Annotated in this window: 17 protein-coding genes; all 17 read right to left on the bottom strand. The window is 62.8% G+C overall.

Translation table 11 applies throughout. The annotated features are described in order from the left end of the window. Nucleotides 1-42 precede the first annotated feature (42 nt). Nucleotides 43-1,926 (bottom strand): transglutaminase family protein, encoded by a 1,884-nt coding sequence (locus tag JFN90_RS11255; protein WP_199395208.1) that lies wholly within the window; start codon nt 1,924-1,926, stop codon nt 43-45. Then, on the bottom strand, nt 1,913-2,755 hold the full coding sequence (locus JFN90_RS11250; protein ID WP_215906767.1) for a DUF58 domain-containing protein: 843 nt from the start codon (nt 2,753-2,755) through the stop codon (nt 1,913-1,915). The genes JFN90_RS11255 and JFN90_RS11250 overlap by 14 nt, the downstream gene beginning before the upstream one ends. 20 nt (nt 2,756-2,775) lie before the next feature. After that, the gene (locus JFN90_RS11245) at nt 2,776-3,690 is read right to left on the bottom strand and encodes an AAA family ATPase (RefSeq protein WP_199395276.1); all 915 of its coding nucleotides are present in this window, start codon (nt 3,688-3,690) and stop codon (nt 2,776-2,778) included. Nucleotides 3,691-3,829: 139 nt separating this feature from the next. Beyond that, nucleotides 3,830-4,582 carry a 7-carboxy-7-deazaguanine synthase QueE gene (locus tag JFN90_RS11240; protein WP_199395207.1) on the bottom strand — a complete coding sequence of 251 codons (753 nt, stop codon included), beginning with the start codon at nt 4,580-4,582 and terminating at the stop codon, nt 3,830-3,832. Next, a complete protein-coding gene (gene queD, locus JFN90_RS11235; RefSeq protein WP_199395206.1) occupies nt 4,575-4,943 on the bottom strand; it encodes a 6-carboxytetrahydropterin synthase QueD in 369 nt (122 codons plus the stop codon). Before queD ends, JFN90_RS11240 begins: the two co-directional genes overlap by 8 nt. Nucleotides 4,944-5,131: 188 nt before the next feature. Then, nucleotides 5,132-5,485, bottom strand: coding sequence for a hypothetical protein (locus JFN90_RS11230; protein ID WP_199395205.1), 354 nt, complete (start codon nt 5,483-5,485; stop codon nt 5,132-5,134). A 27-nt stretch (nt 5,486-5,512) separates the two neighbouring features. Beyond that, nucleotides 5,513-6,121 (bottom strand): L-threonylcarbamoyladenylate synthase, encoded by a 609-nt coding sequence (locus tag JFN90_RS11225; protein WP_199395204.1) that lies wholly within the window; start codon nt 6,119-6,121, stop codon nt 5,513-5,515. 2 nt (nt 6,122-6,123) lie between these two features. Further along, on the bottom strand, nt 6,124-7,227 hold the full coding sequence (locus JFN90_RS11220; protein ID WP_199395203.1) for an aminopeptidase: 1,104 nt from the start codon (nt 7,225-7,227) through the stop codon (nt 6,124-6,126). 190 nt (nt 7,228-7,417) lie between these two features. Beyond that, the gene (dut, locus tag JFN90_RS11215) at nt 7,418-7,858 is read right to left on the bottom strand and encodes a dUTP diphosphatase (RefSeq protein WP_199395202.1); all 441 of its coding nucleotides are present in this window, start codon (nt 7,856-7,858) and stop codon (nt 7,418-7,420) included. Further along, nucleotides 7,858-9,114, bottom strand: a complete 1,257-nt coding sequence (locus tag JFN90_RS11210; protein WP_199395201.1) for a M16 family metallopeptidase — start codon at nt 9,112-9,114, stop codon at nt 7,858-7,860. The genes dut and JFN90_RS11210 overlap by 1 nt, the downstream gene beginning before the upstream one ends. Before the next feature lie 53 nt (nt 9,115-9,167). After that, entirely contained in the window at nt 9,168-11,258 is a 2,091-nt protein-coding gene (gene pnp / locus JFN90_RS11205; RefSeq protein ID WP_199395200.1) for a polyribonucleotide nucleotidyltransferase, read from the bottom strand. Between the two features lie 183 nt (nt 11,259-11,441). Next, complete coding sequence (gene rpsO, locus JFN90_RS11200) at nt 11,442-11,708, bottom strand: 30S ribosomal protein S15 (RefSeq protein WP_129127510.1); 267 nt, start codon at nt 11,706-11,708, stop codon at nt 11,442-11,444. A gap of 128 nt (nt 11,709-11,836) precedes the next feature. Then, a complete protein-coding gene (truB, locus tag JFN90_RS11195) occupies nt 11,837-12,724 on the bottom strand; it encodes a tRNA pseudouridine(55) synthase TruB (protein ID WP_199395199.1) in 888 nt (295 codons plus the stop codon). Continuing rightward, nucleotides 12,724-13,692, bottom strand: a complete 969-nt coding sequence (locus JFN90_RS11190; protein WP_199395198.1) for a DHH family phosphoesterase — start codon at nt 13,690-13,692, stop codon at nt 12,724-12,726. The genes truB and JFN90_RS11190 overlap by 1 nt, the downstream gene beginning before the upstream one ends. Further along, nucleotides 13,673-14,032, bottom strand: a complete 360-nt coding sequence (locus JFN90_RS11185; protein ID WP_199395197.1) for a ribosome-binding factor A — start codon at nt 14,030-14,032, stop codon at nt 13,673-13,675. Before JFN90_RS11185 ends, JFN90_RS11190 begins: the two co-directional genes overlap by 20 nt. 222 nt (nt 14,033-14,254) lie before the next feature. Then, nucleotides 14,255-17,143, bottom strand: coding sequence for a translation initiation factor IF-2 (gene infB, locus JFN90_RS11180; RefSeq protein WP_199395196.1), 2,889 nt, complete (start codon nt 17,141-17,143; stop codon nt 14,255-14,257). After that, entirely contained in the window at nt 17,144-17,737 is a 594-nt protein-coding gene (locus JFN90_RS11175; RefSeq protein WP_199395195.1) for a DUF448 domain-containing protein, read from the bottom strand.

Raw genomic sequence — 17,737 nt, 5'->3', positions numbered from 1 at the left:
GAAAATACGGAAAGGTAAAACTAAATCAAAGCAGGTCCCGTGTCAAGAACGATCCTGGGATGCCTCCCGAACGATTTCATTGAGTTCTGCCGCCTCGGCACGGGTCAGGGGACGGTCGTGGTAGACGGCGGCGCCATAAACGCCGACGAACCGGGCCAGGTGCCGGTCCTGGAGCCGAGCGGAGAGCTCGAAGAGCCCTTCGTCACCCTTGATCTCTCCGGGATAACGCTTGGCCAGCAGGCGGAGCATGCGCCGCAAAAGGCGCGCCTCGACAGTGGGGGGACGCTGCTTGCGCCAGAGGACCAAAAGCACAAGCGCAGCGAGCACCGGCAGGGCCAGGAGCATCAACCTCCCGAACCAGGGGGGAAGCCGCAGGTCGCGGGCTTTGTTCCCGGCATTTCGCACTAAGGACAGCTGTTTGTCAAGGTCATAGGTGACCACCGCCTTGTCCCAGTAGAACCCGACCATGTCGAGGTACATGGACAGCCCGCGGGCCTGTTGGCTGCGCCCCCCCCCCAGGGCCCAGGAGCTCGGGTCCACCGTCCGCCACCCCACCCCGTCCAGGTAGGCTTCCACCCAGACGTGGGCCATGTCCTCGGTGACCAGGTAGTACCCACCGACGTCGTTGTAGGTCCCGCCGCGGAACCCTCCCACCAGGCGCGCGGGAACCCCGCCTAGGCGCAGCAGTATCGCGTAGCAGGAGGCGAAATACTCGCAGTTGCCACGTTTTTTTTCGAAGAGGAAAGAGTCGAGCGGGTCCCCGCCCACCGGAAGTCCCGTGTTGGCATAGGTCAAGCGCTGGTCGCGGAAGAATGACTCCAGTGCCGCCATCTTCTGCTCGACGCTCTTGCCGGAGCGGGCCAGCTTGCGTCCCTCGCCCCGCATGCGTTCCGAGACCTGCTCCGGCAGCCGCAGGTAGAAATCCCGGTCGATGCGTCGCACCAGGATCGTGTCCGCGAGTACCGACTCGGCGAGGTAGCGCACCTTCTTGTCCAGGGGGCGTCGGGACACGAACACGCCGTCGGCGCTGGCATCGTGGCGCAGCTCCCTGATGGCGCGGGGCACATTGAGCGCGGGGAGGTACTGGGTGGCGGTCCGTTCCGGATAGATCTCCTGGAGCACCACGTCTCCCCGGGCGACCGCAGGGGCATCGCCGGGGACAGGCTCCCGCACCCAGGCGTCCTTCTTGAACGCGTTCAGCACCACCGCCCGCCAGTACAGTTGCTGTTCGGGCACTTTCGGGGTAATCGCCCGCAGCACCGCCCCTTTCACTTCCGAAACGGACTGGACGCTCCCCGGCTGTACCGTGTCGGACAAGCCGGTCTTCTTCCCTGCCGGGGCATTGGTGAGCCAGATCGGGTACTGGGTCCTGGGAAGGAAGAGAAAGAGAAAGAGGAACAGCGGCAGCGAGGCCACCGGCATCAGCGCGGCGACGGTCAACACCTTCTTCGCCTCTCTTGCCGGCAGGGCGGAGACGGGATCCTCGGCGTAGAAGGTCAGCAGCACCAGGGCCACCGCCACCAGCAGCAGCAGGGAGAAGAGGTAGACCAGGAAGATCGCCGAGATCTCGTAGAGCGAGGAGGCGGCCAGGCAGAACAGGGAAAGAGCGAAGGCCTGCAGGTAGTTGCGGCCGATCCGCTCACCGAGGAGCCGCACCCCCAGAAAGACCACCAGCAGGTCGGCAGTGACCGGCACCAACCGGCTCAGGGAGAACTGCGAGGCGAGGTACAAAAAGAGCAGTATCGAGGCCGGTGTCAGCACCCGCGGCGGCAGGGCGCGCCCCCTGACCTGCAGGCAGGCCGCCAGCACGAGCGCCGCCGGGAAGAAAAAGCGCGCGAAGGGATCAAGGTACTCCTGCAGGGGCAGGTAACTGATCAGCGCGATGCAGGCGGTGAGCCCGCTCAAAAGGAGGTCAATTCTTACCATAGTTGGCCAGTTCCGTGAGCAGCTTGAGCCGGTGGCTCCTGGTGCTGCCGGGGGTGATGACGCGCTCCCCGAGCTTGAGACCTACCGGCCGTCCCCCCTTCACCAGGCGGTTCACTAGGAAGGTGCCGAAGGAAAGGCGCTGCTCCAGGTCGCGCCCCGGGATCAGGTCCAGGTCGAGCAGCAGCGGTTCAGCCGCCGTCGCCGTCAGTTCCTTCACCTTGAACTCCTCGTGCTTGGCCGACAGGCGCCAGTGGATCAACTTGAGGGGCTCACCACCGCGATAATCCGAGATCTTGGCGAGATCGCCGTCATAACCGGCGGCAGCAATGGCGGCCGACTCCCCCGCATCGGGCTTACCTCCCGGCGCCGGGACCGGCAACGCGCGCGGCGCCGGGAATACGGTGCACTCCTGGCGGATCGGCAGCGATGCGGCGCGAACGAAAAAGTTGACCGGAAAGGGGGAGCTGATCGAGGCCTCGGCGAGCTGCAGGGGGCCCCGCACCGGGAAGGAAAGCAGGAGCGATCCAGACTGGGGCCGGTTTTTCTCCACCAGGAGAAAGGAGGTGGAGCCGCCCAAGACGCCGACCCGGATCAGGAAGGACGGCAGATACCTCTTCCGGTTCTCAAGAGTGATGGAGAGGAAGGTATCGGTGCCGGCGTAGACCTCGTCCGGCAGGTGCACGCTGAGGGCGAGCCCGCGGATATTCAGCCACCCCAGCACCCCCGTGATCGCCATGAAAGCGAGCATGGCGGCGACGATGAGAAAGAGGAGGTTGTTGCCGGTATTGACCGCGGACACCCCCAGCAGCAGGGTGGAGGCGACGTACATCCCGCCCCCCTTGGTGAGCTTTATGTGAGAGGGAGAGGGATCTCCTTTAAGATCGCGTTTAATACGTGCTCCTTGTCCACCCCTTCGTGCTCCGGGCGGAAGATGAGGCGATGCGGGCAGACGGCATGGACCACGTCCCTGACGTCCTCCGGCGCCACGAAGTCGCGGCCGTGCAGGTAGGCGGCCGCCTTGGCGGCGTCCACCATGCCGATGCCGCCTCGGGTCGAGAGGCCGGCCAGAATCAGCGGGTGGTTCCGGGTCGCCTTGATGATCGCATAGGTGTAGTCGGTCACCTTGTCGCCCACGTAGACTTCCTTCACGCTGGCGATGGCGGTGACCAGGTCGTCGCTGCGCACCAGGGCCGGAATGTGCATGATCTCGTCCCGGATGCTACCCTGCCTCAGGATCCCCTTCTCGATCTCCTCGGGGGGATAACCGATCCCGGTGCGGATCAGGAAGCGGTCCATCTGCGACTCCGGCAAGGGATAGGTACCCACCTGCTCCACCGGGTTCTGCGTCGCCAGCACCAGGAACGGCTCGGGGAGCTGGTAGGTGACCCCCTCGACCGTGACGTGCCGCTCCTCCATCGCCTCCAGGAGCGCGCTCTGGGTCTTGGGCATGGCGCGGTTGATCTCGTCGATCAGGACGATGTTGTTGAAGATCGGCCCCCGGATGAAGTTGAAGCGCCCCTCGCTCCGGTCGAATACTGAGAGGCCGGTGATGTCGGAGGGGAGCAGGTCGCTGGTGCACTGGACCCGGCCGAAGGAGAGCCCGAGGGCGCTGGCGAAGGCCAGGGCCATGGTGGTCTTGCCGAGTCCGGGGATATCTTCGAGTAGGATGTGCCCGCCGGTCAAAAGCGCCATCAGGCTCAGGCGCAAGGCCCTCACCTTCCCCTTCAGGTGTTGGCTGGAGAGCTCCTCCAGCACCGCGTTCATCTCGTCAACCTTGGCTAGTTTCTGCACGTGGAAAACCTCCCGGGGTGAAGCCACAGCCACTCATTATAACGGCCACCCCGCAAAAAAGAAAGGGCGCCCGCAATGGACGCCCTTCGCTGATGTCGTTGTTGACGAGGCGCTACAGCTGCCCCATGAACTTGTGGGTCTGCGGGATGACCCGCACCTCCCGGAGTGAGGAGCAGAGTTCCTGGAGTTCCAGGGTGCGCACGGCATCGATGCCGATGCTGCCGTCGTCGCGGGTCACCGGCTGCAGGATGAGCGGGATGGCAGGGTCCACCGAGGCGATCATGGCGCAGGAACGCTGGATCTCCCAGTCTTCGGTTTCCTGCCCCACCACTATCTTGACGAAGACCTCCTTCATGGCGGCCAACTCCAGAAAGGCGTGGTGCTGGTCCCATAGCTCCGGGCAGCCGGTCGAGGACGGCAGCTTGATGTCCATGCCAATGCTGTCCAGGTGCGGGATGAGCGGTGCCAGCGCCTCGGGGAGCGTGCCGTTGGTCTCGAGGTAGATGGGGAGGATCTTTTTCAGCACCGGCAGCCACTCCTCGAGCAGCGTCCCGAAAAGGAGCGGCTCCCCGCCAGTGATGCTGATGGAATGGTGGATGCCGGGCCATGCCGCGGTCCAGCTTTCCATCAAGGTCGCCACGCGCTCCAGCGGTACCGGGTTAGGGACCTTGAAGAAGTCGCGCCGCCCGGGGGTCAGCTCCAGCAGGCATTCGTCCGGGACGGCGGTCATGCCCGGGGTGTCGCAGAACTTGCAGTTCAGGTTGCAGCCGGAGAAGCGCAGAAACACCTGGCGCAAGCCGACCAGCACCCCCTCTCCCTGGATGGAGGAGAAACATTCGACCAGGGGCGCCTGCAGATTACTCATAGTAGCTCGCCGCCGCGAAGTCGGATTCCCACACCGTGACCATGTCTACCTTGACCTTGTCCGAGCCGAAGATCTTGGTCAGCTCATGGTAAAGGTACCGGGCGATGTTCTCCGAAGACGGGGAGAGCTCCGAGAAAGGGGCCAGTTCGTTCAAGTATTTGTGGTCCAGTGTTTTCAAGAGATCGTTGGTCTGCCGCTTGAGGATCTTGAAGTCGATGCCCAGGCCGGCCTTATCCAGTTCGTTGGTGGTGATGGAGACTTCGACCTTCCAGTTGTGGCCGTGCAGGTTTTCGCAGTCGCCCTGGTAGTTGATCAGATTATGCGCAGCGGCAAACGCAGTGTGAATGGTGAGACGAAACATGCCACCCTCCCTTTTCATTATTTTCAGTGACGCCAATATATCATGAAAAACAGGCTGAGGTTAAGGCAAAAGGCGACTTGAGATTAAGATTAAGGTTGAGGAGAAACAAAGAACATGGGCAAAGTCGACTTGCGGCTAATGATCGTCACGTGCCTTTTCTCAAACTTAATCTTTAGCTCAACCTGCTTCTAGATGTTGATGCTTTCTCCCGGGGCGAGAACCGGAGCGGAGGGTGAGGTGATCCAGGTGTAGGTGAGGACGAAGAAGAGGACGACCAACGAGAACAGCAGCACCATGGTGGGTAAAAGGCGCACCCGCGGCTCCCCTTCCCCGTTTTGCAAAAGCCCCAGGGCCGCGACCAGCACGCCGAAGCCACCCAGCATCCCGGAGAGGAAAAACCCCAGGAAGGTGAGACGTGCCTCGCCGGCGATGCCGAGCATCAGGAGGGCCGAGATCTCACTATGGAAGAAGGTGGCGGCGATCAGGGCGAGGATGCCGGCGCAGATGGATCTGATGCCGCGACGCACGGTGGATTTACGCATGGATGATAACCTCGGGCGTGGACCGCTCTATTCGCACCAGCTCACGTCCCCGACACCCTTTCTGAGTACCTCGGGTCGATCGCCGATGAGACTGACCACGGAACTTACGTCGGCGGAAAGGTCACCGCCGTCCACAACCAGGTCCAGTTGCTTGCCCAGTTCGTGCTCCACCGCCCACGGGTTGCCGATGGGATCCTCGCCGGAGAGGTTGGCGCTGGTGGTGACGATGGGGGCGCCTAACTCCTTCACAATGGCCAGGCAGATCTTGTTGTCCGGAATACGGATACCGACCGTTTTCTGCTTGGTCTGCAAGAGGTCCGGCACCACAGTGGCCGCCTCCATGACGAAGGTGTACTGCCCCGGCAGCAGGCGGCGCAGCAGCTTGAAGGCGTAATTGGAGACCCGGGCATAGCGGGAGATCTCGGACATGTCGGCGCAGATGAAGGAAAACGGCTTCTTGCGGTCGCGTTGCTTGATCTGGTAGATCCGCTCGATCCCCTTCTTGCTGAAGATGGAGCAGCCGATGCCGTAGGTGGTGTCGGTGGGATAGGCCACCACGCCGCCGTTTTTCAGGATCTCGACCACCTTGGCGATCAGGCGCGGTTGCGGATTGTCGGGGTTGATCTCAAGCAGCATGGCTAGTCACCGGGGTTGAGCCCCAGAAGCGGCTCGTGCACGAAGCGGCCGTCCTTCTGGATCAGGATGTCGTCGAACCACAGCTCGCCGTCGCCGGCCAGGATCTTCACCATGTCCCAGTGCACGGCGGAGCGGTTGCCGTTGTCGCACTCGTCGTAGGCCTGCCCCGGGGTGAAGTGGATCGAGCCGAAGATCTTCTCGTCGAACAGGATGTTGCGCATCGGCACCCGGATCTTGGGGTTGACCCCGATGGCGAACTCGCCCACGTAGCGCGCCCCCTCGTCGGTATCCAGGATCCGGTTCAGCTCGGCGTCCATGCCGGGTGCGGTAGCCTTGACGATGCGTCCGTTCGCAAACTCCAGGCGGATGTTGTTGAATTCCTTCCCCTGGTAGACGGTCGGGCAGTTGTAGGTGATATACCCCTGCACCGAATCGCGCACCGGCGCGGTGAAGACCTCGCCGTCGGGGATGTTCAGGCGCCCGTCGCACTTGATGCCGGGGAGCCCCTTGATGCTGAAGGAGAGGTCCGTGTCGGTGGCCTTGATGCGGATCCGGTCGGCGGCGTCGACGCAGGCTTTCAGCGCGTCCTGCTTCTTCGACTCCTCCTCCCAGTCCATGCAGCAGGCGGCGAAGAGGTAATCCTCGTACTCGTCCAGGCTCATGCGCGCTTCCTGCGCGGCTCCGTGGGTCGGGTAGCGGGTCACCACCCAGCGGGTCCCCTTGACACGCTGGTCGATGATAGGGCGCACCACCTTGGACCAGGCGATCATGCTCTTCTGGTTCGCTTGGGCCATTACCATGGAATTGTCCGCGGCGGAGAGACCGAAGTAGACGTCGACCTGTTTCATGAAATCGAGCTTGTGCTGCGGGAAATAGGAAAGCTGGTCGGGGCTGGCGAGGTTGTAGAAGTAGCGGCCGATGTCCGGGATGCTGAACTCGTACTCGACGTACTTGGCCCCCTTCTCCAGGCACAGGGCGTAGAGCTCCTTGACCAGCGGCTCCCCTTCCAGGCCGGCGCAGGAGATGAGCACCACGTCGCCCGGCTGCACACGGGCCGAGTAGTTGACCAGGACTTCGGCGAATTGTCTGACGCGAGGATCTTTCATGGGCGTACCCCCGTAAGATGGTTTAAGAATGGGTGACGCGGCTGTCCGGCAGGACAGGTTGCAGCCTTTACCACTTCGCGAAGGTCCTTCCGGACATCCCAAGCACCCTAGGGGAAACGCCCTCACGAAGCGCTGCAGGTGAACTAATGTCCCCCCCTTTGCAAAAGGGGGAGGTCAAATCTCTTGATCTTTATCTGCCCGTGTGTCCGAACCCGCCGGCGCCGCGTGCAGTGTCGCTAAGATCGTCGACTTCGATGAACTCGGCGCGCTCGCAGCGGGCGAACACCATCTGGGCGATGCGCTCGCCGTCTTTGATGGTGAAGGGCTCGCTGCCGTGGTTGATCACGATGACGCCTATCTCGCCGCGGTAATCGGCGTCGATGGTGCCGGGCGAGTTGACCAGGGCGATGCCGTGCCTGAGGGCCAGGCCGCTCCTGGGACGCACCTGCGCCTCGAAGCCGGGAGGAATCTCGACGGCCAACCCGGTCGGCACCAGGGCGCGCTCGCCGGGATGCAGCACGAAATCTTCCTCGAGCGCGGCATGCAGGTCGACGCCCGCCGCCTGCTCGGTCATGTAACAGGGGAGAGGGGTCGACCGCAGGCGCTTTATCCGGATGGGGATCATTTTCATCAGACGTTGATGTCGGAGTTGGCGAAGGAAGGCGTTCCGATCCGGCCCAGCATGACGAGGGTCAGCGCGGAGTTGTCCAGGATTTCGTTGGCGAGTTGCAGGATGCTCTCCGACGTCACACCGTCGAACCCTTCCATGATCTCGGAAAGCGGCAGCGGCGTGCCGAAGTAAATTTCGTTCTTGGCCAGGCGGGACATCCTGTTGTCGCTGGATTCAAGCGACAGCAGCAGGTTGCCTTTGAGTTGCTCCCGAGCCGCCTCGAGCTGGTCGGCGGGGACCGGCTCGTTCTTGAAGCGCCCGATCTCGCGCAGCATGATCTCCAGGAGCTCCTTGGCGTTCTCGGGGCTCGCGCCCGCGTAGACTACCAGGGAGCCGGCGTCGGCGTGGGAGGCGATGTAGGAGTAGACCGAGTAGGCAAGGCCGCTCTTCTCGCGCACCTCCTGGAACAGGCGCGAGCTCATGGAGCCCCCCAGGATGGCGTTCATGATGAAGGCGTCGTAGCGCTGCGGGTGGCTTTGCTGCACCCCCTTAAGGCCGAGGCAGACGTGGATCTGCTCCAGGTCCTTCTCGACCAACTCGATGCGGCGCTCGTACACCGGCGGTACGGATTCGGTCCTGCCGTGCCCGGGGACCACTCCCTGCAGGAACTCCTCGAGGAGCGCGGTGAGCTTTTCGTGGGTGACGTTGCCGGCGGCGGTGACGATGATGTCGTCGGCGCGGTACATCTGATCTTTGTAGGCGATGATCGCCTCGCGGGAGAGCCCGGTGACGCTCTCGGCGTCGCCCAGGATCGACATCCCCAGCGGGTGCCCCTTCCAGAAATGCTGGTGGAACAGGTCGTGGATCAGGTCGTCCGGGGTGTCCTCCATCATGTTGATCTCTTGGAGCACCACGCGGCGTTCCTTTTCGATCTCGTCGCTGTCGAAGGTGGAATGGAGGAAAATGTCGGTTAGAAGGTCGACCGCCCGGGGGAGAAACTTGTCCAGCACCTTGGCGTAGTAGCAGACGTACTCGCGGCTGGTGAAGGCGTTCAGGACGCCGCCCACGGAGTCAATTTCACGGGCAATATCCAATGAGGAACGACGATCAGTGCCTTTAAAGAGGAGGTGTTCGATGAAATGGGCGACGCCGTTCGACTCCCGCCGTTCGTGGCGGGAGCCGTTGGCGACCCAAATTCCTATGGAAACCGAGCTGGCATACGGTATCCGCTCAGTTATGACGCGGATACCGTTATTTAGGGTGGTCTTTTTAATCATGGCTAGAACTATACCGGGAAACCCATGAATTGCCAGTTTTCAAATGAGAGAAATTATTCGGTGAAAGTCTGGCCCAGGGCCTCTTTGCGGGACAGCTTGATCTTGCCCTGCTTGTCGATGCCGATGCACTTCACCAGCACCTTGTCGCCTTCTTTCAGGATGTCGCTCACGTTCTTCACGCGCTCGGTGTCGAGCTCGGAAACGTGCACCAGGCCGTCGGTGCCCGGGAAGATCTCGACGAATGCGCCGAATTCCATGATCTTCTTGACGGTGCCCATGTAGAGCTTGCCTTCTTCTGCCTCGGCGGTGAGGTTCCTGATCATCTTGATGGCGAGGTCGCATGCTTCCTTGTTGTTGGAAGCGATGTTGATCTTGCCGGTGTCCTCGATGTCGATAGCCACGCCGGTTGCCTCGGTGACGCTGCGGATGTTCTTGCCGCCGGAACCGATGACGTCGCGGATCTTGTCGACCTTGACCCAGATGGTGGTGATGCGCGGTGCGAAGGAGGAGAGATCACCGCGTGCGGTGGCGAGGGTCTTGGCCATTTCGCCCAGGATGTGGACACGGCCGGCTTTTGCCTGCGCCAATGCGGCACCCATGATCTCGCGGGTTACGCCGCCGATCTTGATGTCCATCTGCAGCGCGGTGACGCCCTCGGCGGTACCTGCGACTTTGAAGTCCATGTCGCCCAGGTGGTCTTCGTCGCCCAGGATGTCGGAGAGGATGGCGTACTCGTCGCCTTCCTTGATGAGGCCCATGGCGATACCCGCGACCGGTGCCTTGATCGGGATGCCGGCGTCCATCATGGACATGGAGCCGCCGCAAACGGTGGCCATGGAGGAGGAACCGTTACTCTCGGTGATGTCCGAGACGATGCGGATGGTGTAGGGGAAGTCGTCGTGCTTCGGGAGCACCTGCTGCAGCGCGCGCTCGGCGAGCATGCCGTGGCCGATTTCGCGGCGGCCCGGGGCGAGGCGGAAGCTGGTCTCGCCGACGGAGTACGGCGGGAAGTTGTAGTGCAGGAGGAACTTCTTCCTGGAATCGCCGTAGAGCGAGTCGATGCGCTGCTCGTCGACCGAGGTGCCCAGGGTGGCGGCCACGATGGACTGGGTTTCGCCGCGGGTGAACAGGGCGGAACCGTGGGCGCGCGGCAGGAAGCCGACTTCGGTGGAGATGGTACGGATGGTCTTGGTGTCGCGGCCGTCGATCCTGGAGCCGTCCTTGATGATGTGCTCGCGCACCAGGTTGTACTCGAGGTCTTCGATGAAGGCTTTGACTTCCTTCTCGCTCCCTTCGAACTCGGCGGCCAGCGCCGCTACGGTCTTCTCGGTGATGGCGTCGATGGCGTCGTGACGCTCGCCCTTCGCCTTGATGCGCACCGCCGCCTTCATCTCTTCCTTGGCGAGGGCGTCAACGCGGGCTTTCAGGGCCTCGTTCACTACCGGCGCCGGGACGTCGCGCTTGGCAACGCCGACCTTGGCAGCAAGCTCTTCCTGCGCTGCGAGGATCCCCTGCACCGCTTCCTTGCCGAAGAAGATTGCTTCGAGGAGGTCGTCCTCGGAGACTTCGGAGGCGCTACCTTCTACCATGAGGATGGCGTCCTTGGAGGCCGCGATCACGATCTCCATGTCGCTCTGCTCTTCCTGCTCGGAGGTCGGGTTGGCGATGAACTTGCCGTCGACGCGGCCGACCTTGACGCCGGCGATCGGGCCGGCGAAGGGGGCGTCGGAAACCATGAGGGCCGCGGAGGCGCCGATCATGGCGAGGATGCCGGGATCGTGGTCCTTGTCCGCCGACATGACGGTAGCCATGATCTGGGTGTCGTTAAGGAAGCCTTCCGGGAACAGCGGACGGATGGGACGGTCGATGAGACGGCAGGTCAGGGTCTCGCTGTCGGAGGGACGCCCTTCGCGCTTGAAGAAGGAGCCGGGGATGCGGCCGCCTGCGTAGGCTTTTTCCTGGTAGTTGACGGTGAGCGGGAAGAAACCCTGCCCTTCCTTGGCGTTTTTCATGGCGACGGCGGTGACCAGCACCATGGTGTCGCCGCTTTTGATCATGACCGCGCCGCTTGCCTGCTTTGCAATCTTTCCTGTTTCGATAGTAATAGTCTTGCCACAGCACTCTGCTTGGACAGTGTGTACCATTGTTACGGCCTCCATTTTAGGATTGCTACGGTTGGTGTTGGGGCCGCCGAGAAAAGCGCCTTGCGGGCGAAAGGTGCGCCGCAGGGCAGTTTTATCCACGTCCCCAACAAAGAAAAAGGGCACGAGGCCCTTACATGATGAAAGAGGAAAGGCAATATACCCGGGGAGGTATACTGCCTTTTCTTACCTTCTGATGCCGAGTTTAGCGATGATCGCCTTGTACCTTTCGACGTCTTTCTTCTTCAGGTAGTCCAGCAGACCCCTTCTCTGACCGACGATCTTCAGCAGACCGCGACGGCTGTGATGATCCTTCTTGTGAGTCTTGAAGTGCTCAGTCAGATAGGTGATACGCTCAGAAAGAATTGCAATCTGCACTTCCGGCGAACCCGTGTCGGAATCGTGCAGCTTATGAGCTGTGATGATTTCCTGCTTCTTTTCAGTTTGCAGCATGTGGTGACACCCCCTTCCGCTTCCTAGTTATTTTGCTTATTTATACCTGCCCGCAGAGATTGCCTCCACGGAATAGATCAAGACCTTTAACTCTTATCACAAAAGCAAGTACGTGTAAAGAAGGAATACTAGTTGAATACGCGGGCCAGCCTGAGCCCTTTGAGCTTGTCGTACTCCGCTACTGCCGCGAAGCGCTCCCCCAGATAGAGTCGCACCTGTTCCCCCTGTGCAAATTCGCCGGGCGGATCGATGAAATCATGCGGCTGCGGCACCACGCCGTTTAACACCTTCTTCCCACCCGCCTCGGTCAGGGCCAGCCGCTTTAAGTGATTGAGCGCACGGTCCAGCGGCATGAGCAGCGCCTGCTGATCCGCGGCATCGGCCAGCGTCTCGATACTGATGGCGTCGGCCTCCCAGAAGAGCCCGCTCCGGGTGCGCCGCAGCTCCAAGAGGTGCGCGCCGCAGCCGAGCGCCTCGCCCATGTCGCAGGCAAGGGTCCTGACGTAGGTGCCGCGCGAGCAGCGCACGGTGAAGCAGGCCTCGGGGAGACGGATCCAGTCGAAGGTCAGCGCGTGGATTTCCACCTCGCGCGCCTCGCGCTCCACCTCGATCCCCTTGCGCGCCAGCTTGTAGAGCGGCACGCCACCCTGCTTGATGGCGGAGAACATGGGGGGCAGCTGTTTCTGGAGCCCGAGAAAACGCGGCACCAGTTCTTCCAGGTCGGCCGGGGCGATATGGGACCACTCGCGCTCCGAGATCACCTCGCCGGTCAGGTCCTGGGTGTCGGTGGCGATGCCGAGCCTCATCACGGCCCGGTATTCCTTCTCGGACTCGTCCAGGAACTGGATCGACTTGGTCCCCTCCCCCACCGCGACCGGCAAAACTCCGGTGGCGAAGGGATCGAGGGTGCCGGTGTGGCCGACCTTCTTCTGATTGATGGCGCGACGGACCTTGGACACGATGTCATGCGAGGTGACGCCGGCCGGCTTGTCGATCACGAAAAAGCCGTTGAACATCAGCGCATCTGCTCCAACCGGTCGAAGACCTGCGCCTTCACCTCGGCAAGCGTCCCGCGTACCATGCAGCCGGCCGCGTTGTGATGTCCGCCGCCGCCGAAAGATGCGGATACCGCCGCGACGTCCACCTTGCCCTTGCTCCTGAAGCCGACCTTGAAGAGCCCCTCGTCGACCTGGCGGAAAAAGAGCGCCACCTGCACCCCTTTGATGGAGCGGGGGTAGTTGATGAAGCGGTCGGTGTCCTGGGCGTTGGCGCCGGTCTTCTGGTACATGTCGAGGGTCACCGTGACCGAGGCGTACTCGCCCGAGAGGGAGACAGTCAGGTCGGAGAGCGCCAACGCGAGGAGCGCGATTCTCTGCAAAGGTTCGCTCTCGTAGAGGTTCTCGTTCACGCTCCAGGCGTTCACCCCCTTGCCGATCATCTCGCCGGCAATGGCGAAGGCCTCGGGGTCGGAGTTCGAATAGTGGAAGCTCCCGGTGTCGGACAGGATGGCGGTATAGATGCAGAGCGCGGTGGGGAAATCCACCTCGTCGCCGGCTGCCCTGATGATCCGGTAGATGAGTGCCGCGGTGGCGCTCGCCTTGGGGTCGATCAGGTTGCAGACGCCGAAGTTCTCGCATCCCAGGTGATGGTCGACGTTGATGAAGCGGCCGATCCTCTGGTTGCCGGTGACCGCCTTGCCGGCGCGGCGGAATTCGCCGACGTCGAGCACGAAGCAGACGTCGAAGTCGCGCTCCGGCATCTCGCCGTAGACCTGGTCGGCCATGGGCAAAAAGGTGCAGTTGTCGGGGACCGGGTCGGAGAGGTAGACGGTGACGTCCTTGCCCCGCGCGGTGAGGTAGTTGGCCAAAGCCAGGGAGGAACCGACCGCGTCGGGGTCGGGGCTCTCGTGGCTGGTGACCAGGAAGCTCTGCGCCTGTTCGATCTCCGCAACTATCCGCTTAATCTCAGCTGTCGTCGCCGTCATCCGTAGCCCCAATCTCCTTCAGAATCGATTCGATATGCTGGCCGTAATCCAACGAGGTGTCGTACTTGAAGAACACCTCGGGGGTGCAACGCAATTTGAGGGCCTGGCCGATCTCTTTGCGGATGAAGCCCTTGGCGGAGTTGAGCCCCGCCTCGCTGTTCTTCTTGGCGGCGTCGTCGCCGTGTACCGTGAAGTAGACAGTCGCCTGCCTGAGGTCGGGAGTGACCTTGACTCCGGTAATGGTGAGGAAGCCTATGCGGGGGTCCTTGAGACCCTTTATCAGAAGTTCCGAGATGATCTTGTGGATCTCTTCGGCAACCTTGTCGGAACGCTTTACCATGATCTTTCTCTCTTGTGTGTATCCTGTGGATCGCAAACCACAGGGTTATGTTGCAATCCCCGCCCCCGGAGGGGGAGGGTTAGGGAGGGGGAAGTTTCCGCAGCCCCCCTCCCGGCCTCCCCCCTCTAGGGGGAGGAGTAGAGGCGAAAACGATAAGGGGAGAGGGGCTTCCGCCGCCGGGATACCGGACGCAGGTCGCCTCTCTCCCCGTGTGCTTGACTGTTACAGCTTACCGGCAACCTTCTCCATCTCGAAGCATTCGAAGATGTCGCCGATCTTGAGGTCGTTGTAGCTTTCCAACGACATACCGCATTCGTAGCCGGTGGCCACTTCCTTGACGTCGTCCTTGAAGCGGCGCAGGCTGCCGAGCTTCCCTTCGAAGACAACCACGTTGTCGCGCAGAAGGCGAACCTGGGCATTCCTGATGATCTTGCCGTCGGTGACGTAGGAACCGGCGACCATGCCCGCCTTGGGTACCGAGAAGACTTCCCTGATCTCGGCGCGGCCCAGGTACTTCTCCTTGAAGGTCGGCTCGAGGAGGCCTTCCATGGCCTTCTTGATGTCGTCCACCGCGTCGTAGATGATGTTGTACAGCCTGACGTCGACCCCTTCCTTCTCGGCGAGCGCCGCCGCCTTGACTTCAGGACGGACGTTGAAGCCCAGGATGATGGCGTTGGACGCACTGGCCAGGTTGACGTCGGTCTCGGTGATGGCGCCGACGGAGGCGTGCAGCACGTTGAGACGGATGGCGTCGGTGGTGAGTTTTCTGAGCGACTCGGCCACGGCCTCGACCGAACCCTGCACGTCGCCCTTGACGATGGTGTTGAGGTCCTTGACCTCGCCCTTCTGGATCTTCTCGTAGAGCTGCTCCAGGGAGAGCTTGCTGTGCTTGGCCAGTTCGGACTCGCGCAGCTTCATCTGGCGGTGGTTTGCGATCTCCTTGGCCTGCTTCTCATCGGCCATGGCCACGAAGATATCGCCCGCGTCAGGCACGCCGTTGAAGCCGATGACCTCGACCGGCATGGCCGGACCTGCGGCCAGCACCTTGTCGCCGCGGTCGTTCTGCATGGCACGCACGCGTCCGAAGTGGACGCCGGCCACGAAGTAGTCGCCGGCCTTAAGGGTACCTTCCTGAACCAGAACCGTGGCTACCGGGCCGCGCCCCTTGTCCAGCTTGGCCTCGACCACGGTACCGCGGGCGGTCTTGTCCGGGTTCGCCTTGAGCTCCAGAACGTCGGCCTGCAGAAGCACCATTTCCAGCAGCGACTCGAGGTTCAGTTGTTTCTTCGCGGAGACCTCGACGAAGATGGTCTCGCCGCCCCACTCCTCGGAAACCAGGCCGAACTCCATGAGCTCCTGCTTCACCTTGCTCGGGTTCGCCTCCGGCTTGTCGATCTTGTTGATGGCGACGATGATGGGAACCCCTGCCGCCTTGGAGTGGTTCACCGCCTCGCGGGTCTGCGGCATGACGCCGTCGTCGGCCGCGACCACCAGGATGACGATGTCGGTGACCTTGGCACCCCTGGCGCGCATCGCGGTAAAGGCCTCGTGACCCGGGGTATCGAGGAAGGTGATCTTCTGTCCCTTGAGCTCCACGTCATACGCGCCGATGTGCTGGGTGATGCCCCCCGCCTCGCCGGCAATGACGTTGGCCTGGCGGATGGCGTCCAGGAGCGAGGTCTTGCCGTGGTCGACGTGGCCCATGATGGTGACGACCGGCGGGCGCTTCTGCATCGCCTCGGGGTTGTCCGGCTCTGCCTCGAGCAGCTCGTCCACGTCCAGCGCCACGTTCTCGATCTCGTAGCCGAAGTCGGTGGCCAAGAGGGTCGCGGTGTCGAAGTCCAGCGGGTGGTTGATGGTGGCCATGACCCCGAGCTTCATGAGGGCGCGGATCAGGTCGGTAGCCTTGATCCCCATGCGCTTGGCCAGCTCGCCCACGGTGATGGACTCGCTGATCTTGATGATCCTCTTGATGGCCTTGGGTACCGTGATCTCGGTCTTCTTGCCAATCTGGACCTTCTCCACGTACCTGCCCTTTTTCCCCTTGGAACGGGGACCGGGCTCGAAGACCCGCTCGCGCTTGTCGAGCATGTCCTTGAAGCTGTCTTTCTTACCCTTGCCGGCGGCGGGGGCGCCCTTCTTGGCGTTCTTGCCGAAGTCGGGGGCGGCGCCGGGGGCGGGTTTCCGCTTGCGACCGCGGTCATCCAGCAGCGGCGGCGGTTCCACAGGGGCGAGCGGTGCCGGACGGTCCGGGCGCGGACCGGTGGGGCGCTCGCCGGGACGGCCTGCACCCGGACGGGGCGCGGGACGCTCGGTGCCGGGACGCTCTACGCCACGCGGCATGCCCGGGCGCGGCGCGGGGCGCTCGCCCTGCGCGGGACGCTGGTATTCGCGGCGCTCGGCCGGACGCTGGGTCGGGATGGGGATCTCGACGCGGCCGAGGATCCTGGCGCGGGTCGCGGTCGGCTTATCCGGCTCCGGCTCGGGCTTGGCGGCTGCGGCCTCCGGCGCTTTAGCGGGAGCGGCCTCGGCTGCCGGCGCTTCAGCCGGCTTGGCTGCCTCCGGTGCGGGAGTCGGCGCTGCGGGAGCGGCCTCTGCCTTGGGGGCCTCAGCGGCGGGCTTCTCGGTCGCAACCGGTGCCTCCGGGGCAGCCTTCTGCGCTGCCGCGGGTTTCTCTTCCTTCACGGCCGGGGCCGCGGGGGCCTGCGCCTCGGGCTTTGCCGCCGGTTTGGGAGCGGGAGCCGCCTCGATGATCCTGGCGCGGACCGGTTCGGGGCGCTTGGGAGCCTCCTCCACCGGGGCCTTCTCGACCACCGGGGGCTGCGGTGCTTCTACCTGCTCCGGCTCGGCCGGCGCTGCCGCCTCTGCCGCGGCTTCCGGCTCAACCGCCTTGGCGCGACGGCGGATCAGGGTCGGTTTCACCCTTACTTCTTCCTGGGATACTTCTTTGTGGGGGGTCTGCGCAGGGGCGGATACCGCCTTGATATCCGAATCCTCAAGGACAGCCATATGGTTCTTGACCTGTACGCCTGCCTCGGCCAACCTTGCCATAAGCTCCTTATTGTCGATCCCCATCTGCTGCGCCAGCTCATATACGCGGGTTTTGCTCATCTACTCACGCTCCTCCTCAAAGAAGTTCCTGTACTTTTCCATTTCCAATCCAATCGATCCCACGAAGCCGCTTTCCATAACAATCAGGACGCTTCTGAGTTCCTTTCCCAAGAGTTCCCCAAGGCGCTCCTTGGTGAACAGGGAGATGCAGGGAACCTGCTTGAGCTGCGCCAGCCCCCTGAACTTTTCACCGATGTCCGGCGAGATGTCGGTGGCGACGAATAACAGACCGGCGCCCCCTTTCTTCAACTTTTCCTGGACCTGGTCCGAGCCCGACACCACCTTGCCCCCCTTGTTGGCCAGGCTGATGTAGGAGGCGATGCGCTCCTCAAGCTTGCGAATTACCTGCTGCACCAGCCCCTCGGCGTCGGCGCCCAGCACCTCTCCCTTGAAGCCGCGGGAGAACTGTTTTTTCTGGGCCGCCTGTCTCAGGCAGGAGGCCTTCAGGCAGGTGTACGCCCCGCGTCCCGGGAGCTTGCTCTGCAGGTCGGGGACCAGGGTGCGGTCCGGGGCCAGCACGAAGCGAAGCAGCTCGCCCTTGTCCTTGGTCTCACGGCAGGCAAGACAGCTTCTCTGTGGTGTGGCCTTGGGCAT

This window comes from Geomonas propionica, assembly GCF_016458235.1.
In the GTDB taxonomy this organism is placed as follows: domain Bacteria; phylum Desulfobacterota; class Desulfuromonadia; order Geobacterales; family Geobacteraceae; genus Geomonas; species Geomonas propionica.
Note: the sequence above shows the minus strand (reverse complement) of the source record. Positions and strands in the feature narration are given on the sequence as shown.

Coding starts and splice junctions, on each gene's coding strand:
- JFN90_RS11245 (WP_199395276.1), bottom strand. CDS start 3,690: ATGAACGCGGTGCTGGAGGAGCTCTCCAGCCAACACCTGAAGGGGAAG.
- JFN90_RS11240 (WP_199395207.1), bottom strand. CDS start 4,582: ATGAGTAATCTGCAGGCGCCCCTGGTCGAATGTTTCTCCTCCATCCAG.
- rpsO (WP_129127510.1), bottom strand. CDS start 11,708: ATGCTGCAAACTGAAAAGAAGCAGGAAATCATCACAGCTCATAAGCTG.
- truB (WP_199395199.1), bottom strand. CDS start 12,724: ATGTTCAACGGCTTTTTCGTGATCGACAAGCCGGCCGGCGTCACCTCG.
- JFN90_RS11185 (WP_199395197.1), bottom strand. CDS start 14,032: ATGGTAAAGCGTTCCGACAAGGTTGCCGAAGAGATCCACAAGATCATC.
- JFN90_RS11230 (WP_199395205.1), bottom strand. CDS start 5,485: ATGCGTAAATCCACCGTGCGTCGCGGCATCAGATCCATCTGCGCCGGC.
- JFN90_RS11220 (WP_199395203.1), bottom strand. CDS start 7,227: ATGAAAGATCCTCGCGTCAGACAATTCGCCGAAGTCCTGGTCAACTAC.
- pnp (WP_199395200.1), bottom strand. CDS start 11,258: ATGGTACACACTGTCCAAGCAGAGTGCTGTGGCAAGACTATTACTATC.
- JFN90_RS11175 (WP_199395195.1), bottom strand. CDS start 17,737: ATGCCCAAGGCCACACCACAGAGAAGCTGTCTTGCCTGCCGTGAGACC.
- JFN90_RS11190 (WP_199395198.1), bottom strand. CDS start 13,692: ATGACGGCGACGACAGCTGAGATTAAGCGGATAGTTGCGGAGATCGAA.
- JFN90_RS11250 (WP_215906767.1), bottom strand. CDS start 2,755: ATGTACGTCGCCTCCACCCTGCTGCTGGGGGTGTCCGCGGTCAATACC.
- infB (WP_199395196.1), bottom strand. CDS start 17,143: ATGAGCAAAACCCGCGTATATGAGCTGGCGCAGCAGATGGGGATCGAC.
- JFN90_RS11255 (WP_199395208.1), bottom strand. CDS start 1,926: ATGGTAAGAATTGACCTCCTTTTGAGCGGGCTCACCGCCTGCATCGCG.
- queD (WP_199395206.1), bottom strand. CDS start 4,943: ATGTTTCGTCTCACCATTCACACTGCGTTTGCCGCTGCGCATAATCTG.
- JFN90_RS11225 (WP_199395204.1), bottom strand. CDS start 6,121: ATGCTGCTTGAGATCAACCCCGACAATCCGCAACCGCGCCTGATCGCC.
- dut (WP_199395202.1), bottom strand. CDS start 7,858: ATGAAAATGATCCCCATCCGGATAAAGCGCCTGCGGTCGACCCCTCTC.
- JFN90_RS11210 (WP_199395201.1), bottom strand. CDS start 9,114: ATGATTAAAAAGACCACCCTAAATAACGGTATCCGCGTCATAACTGAG.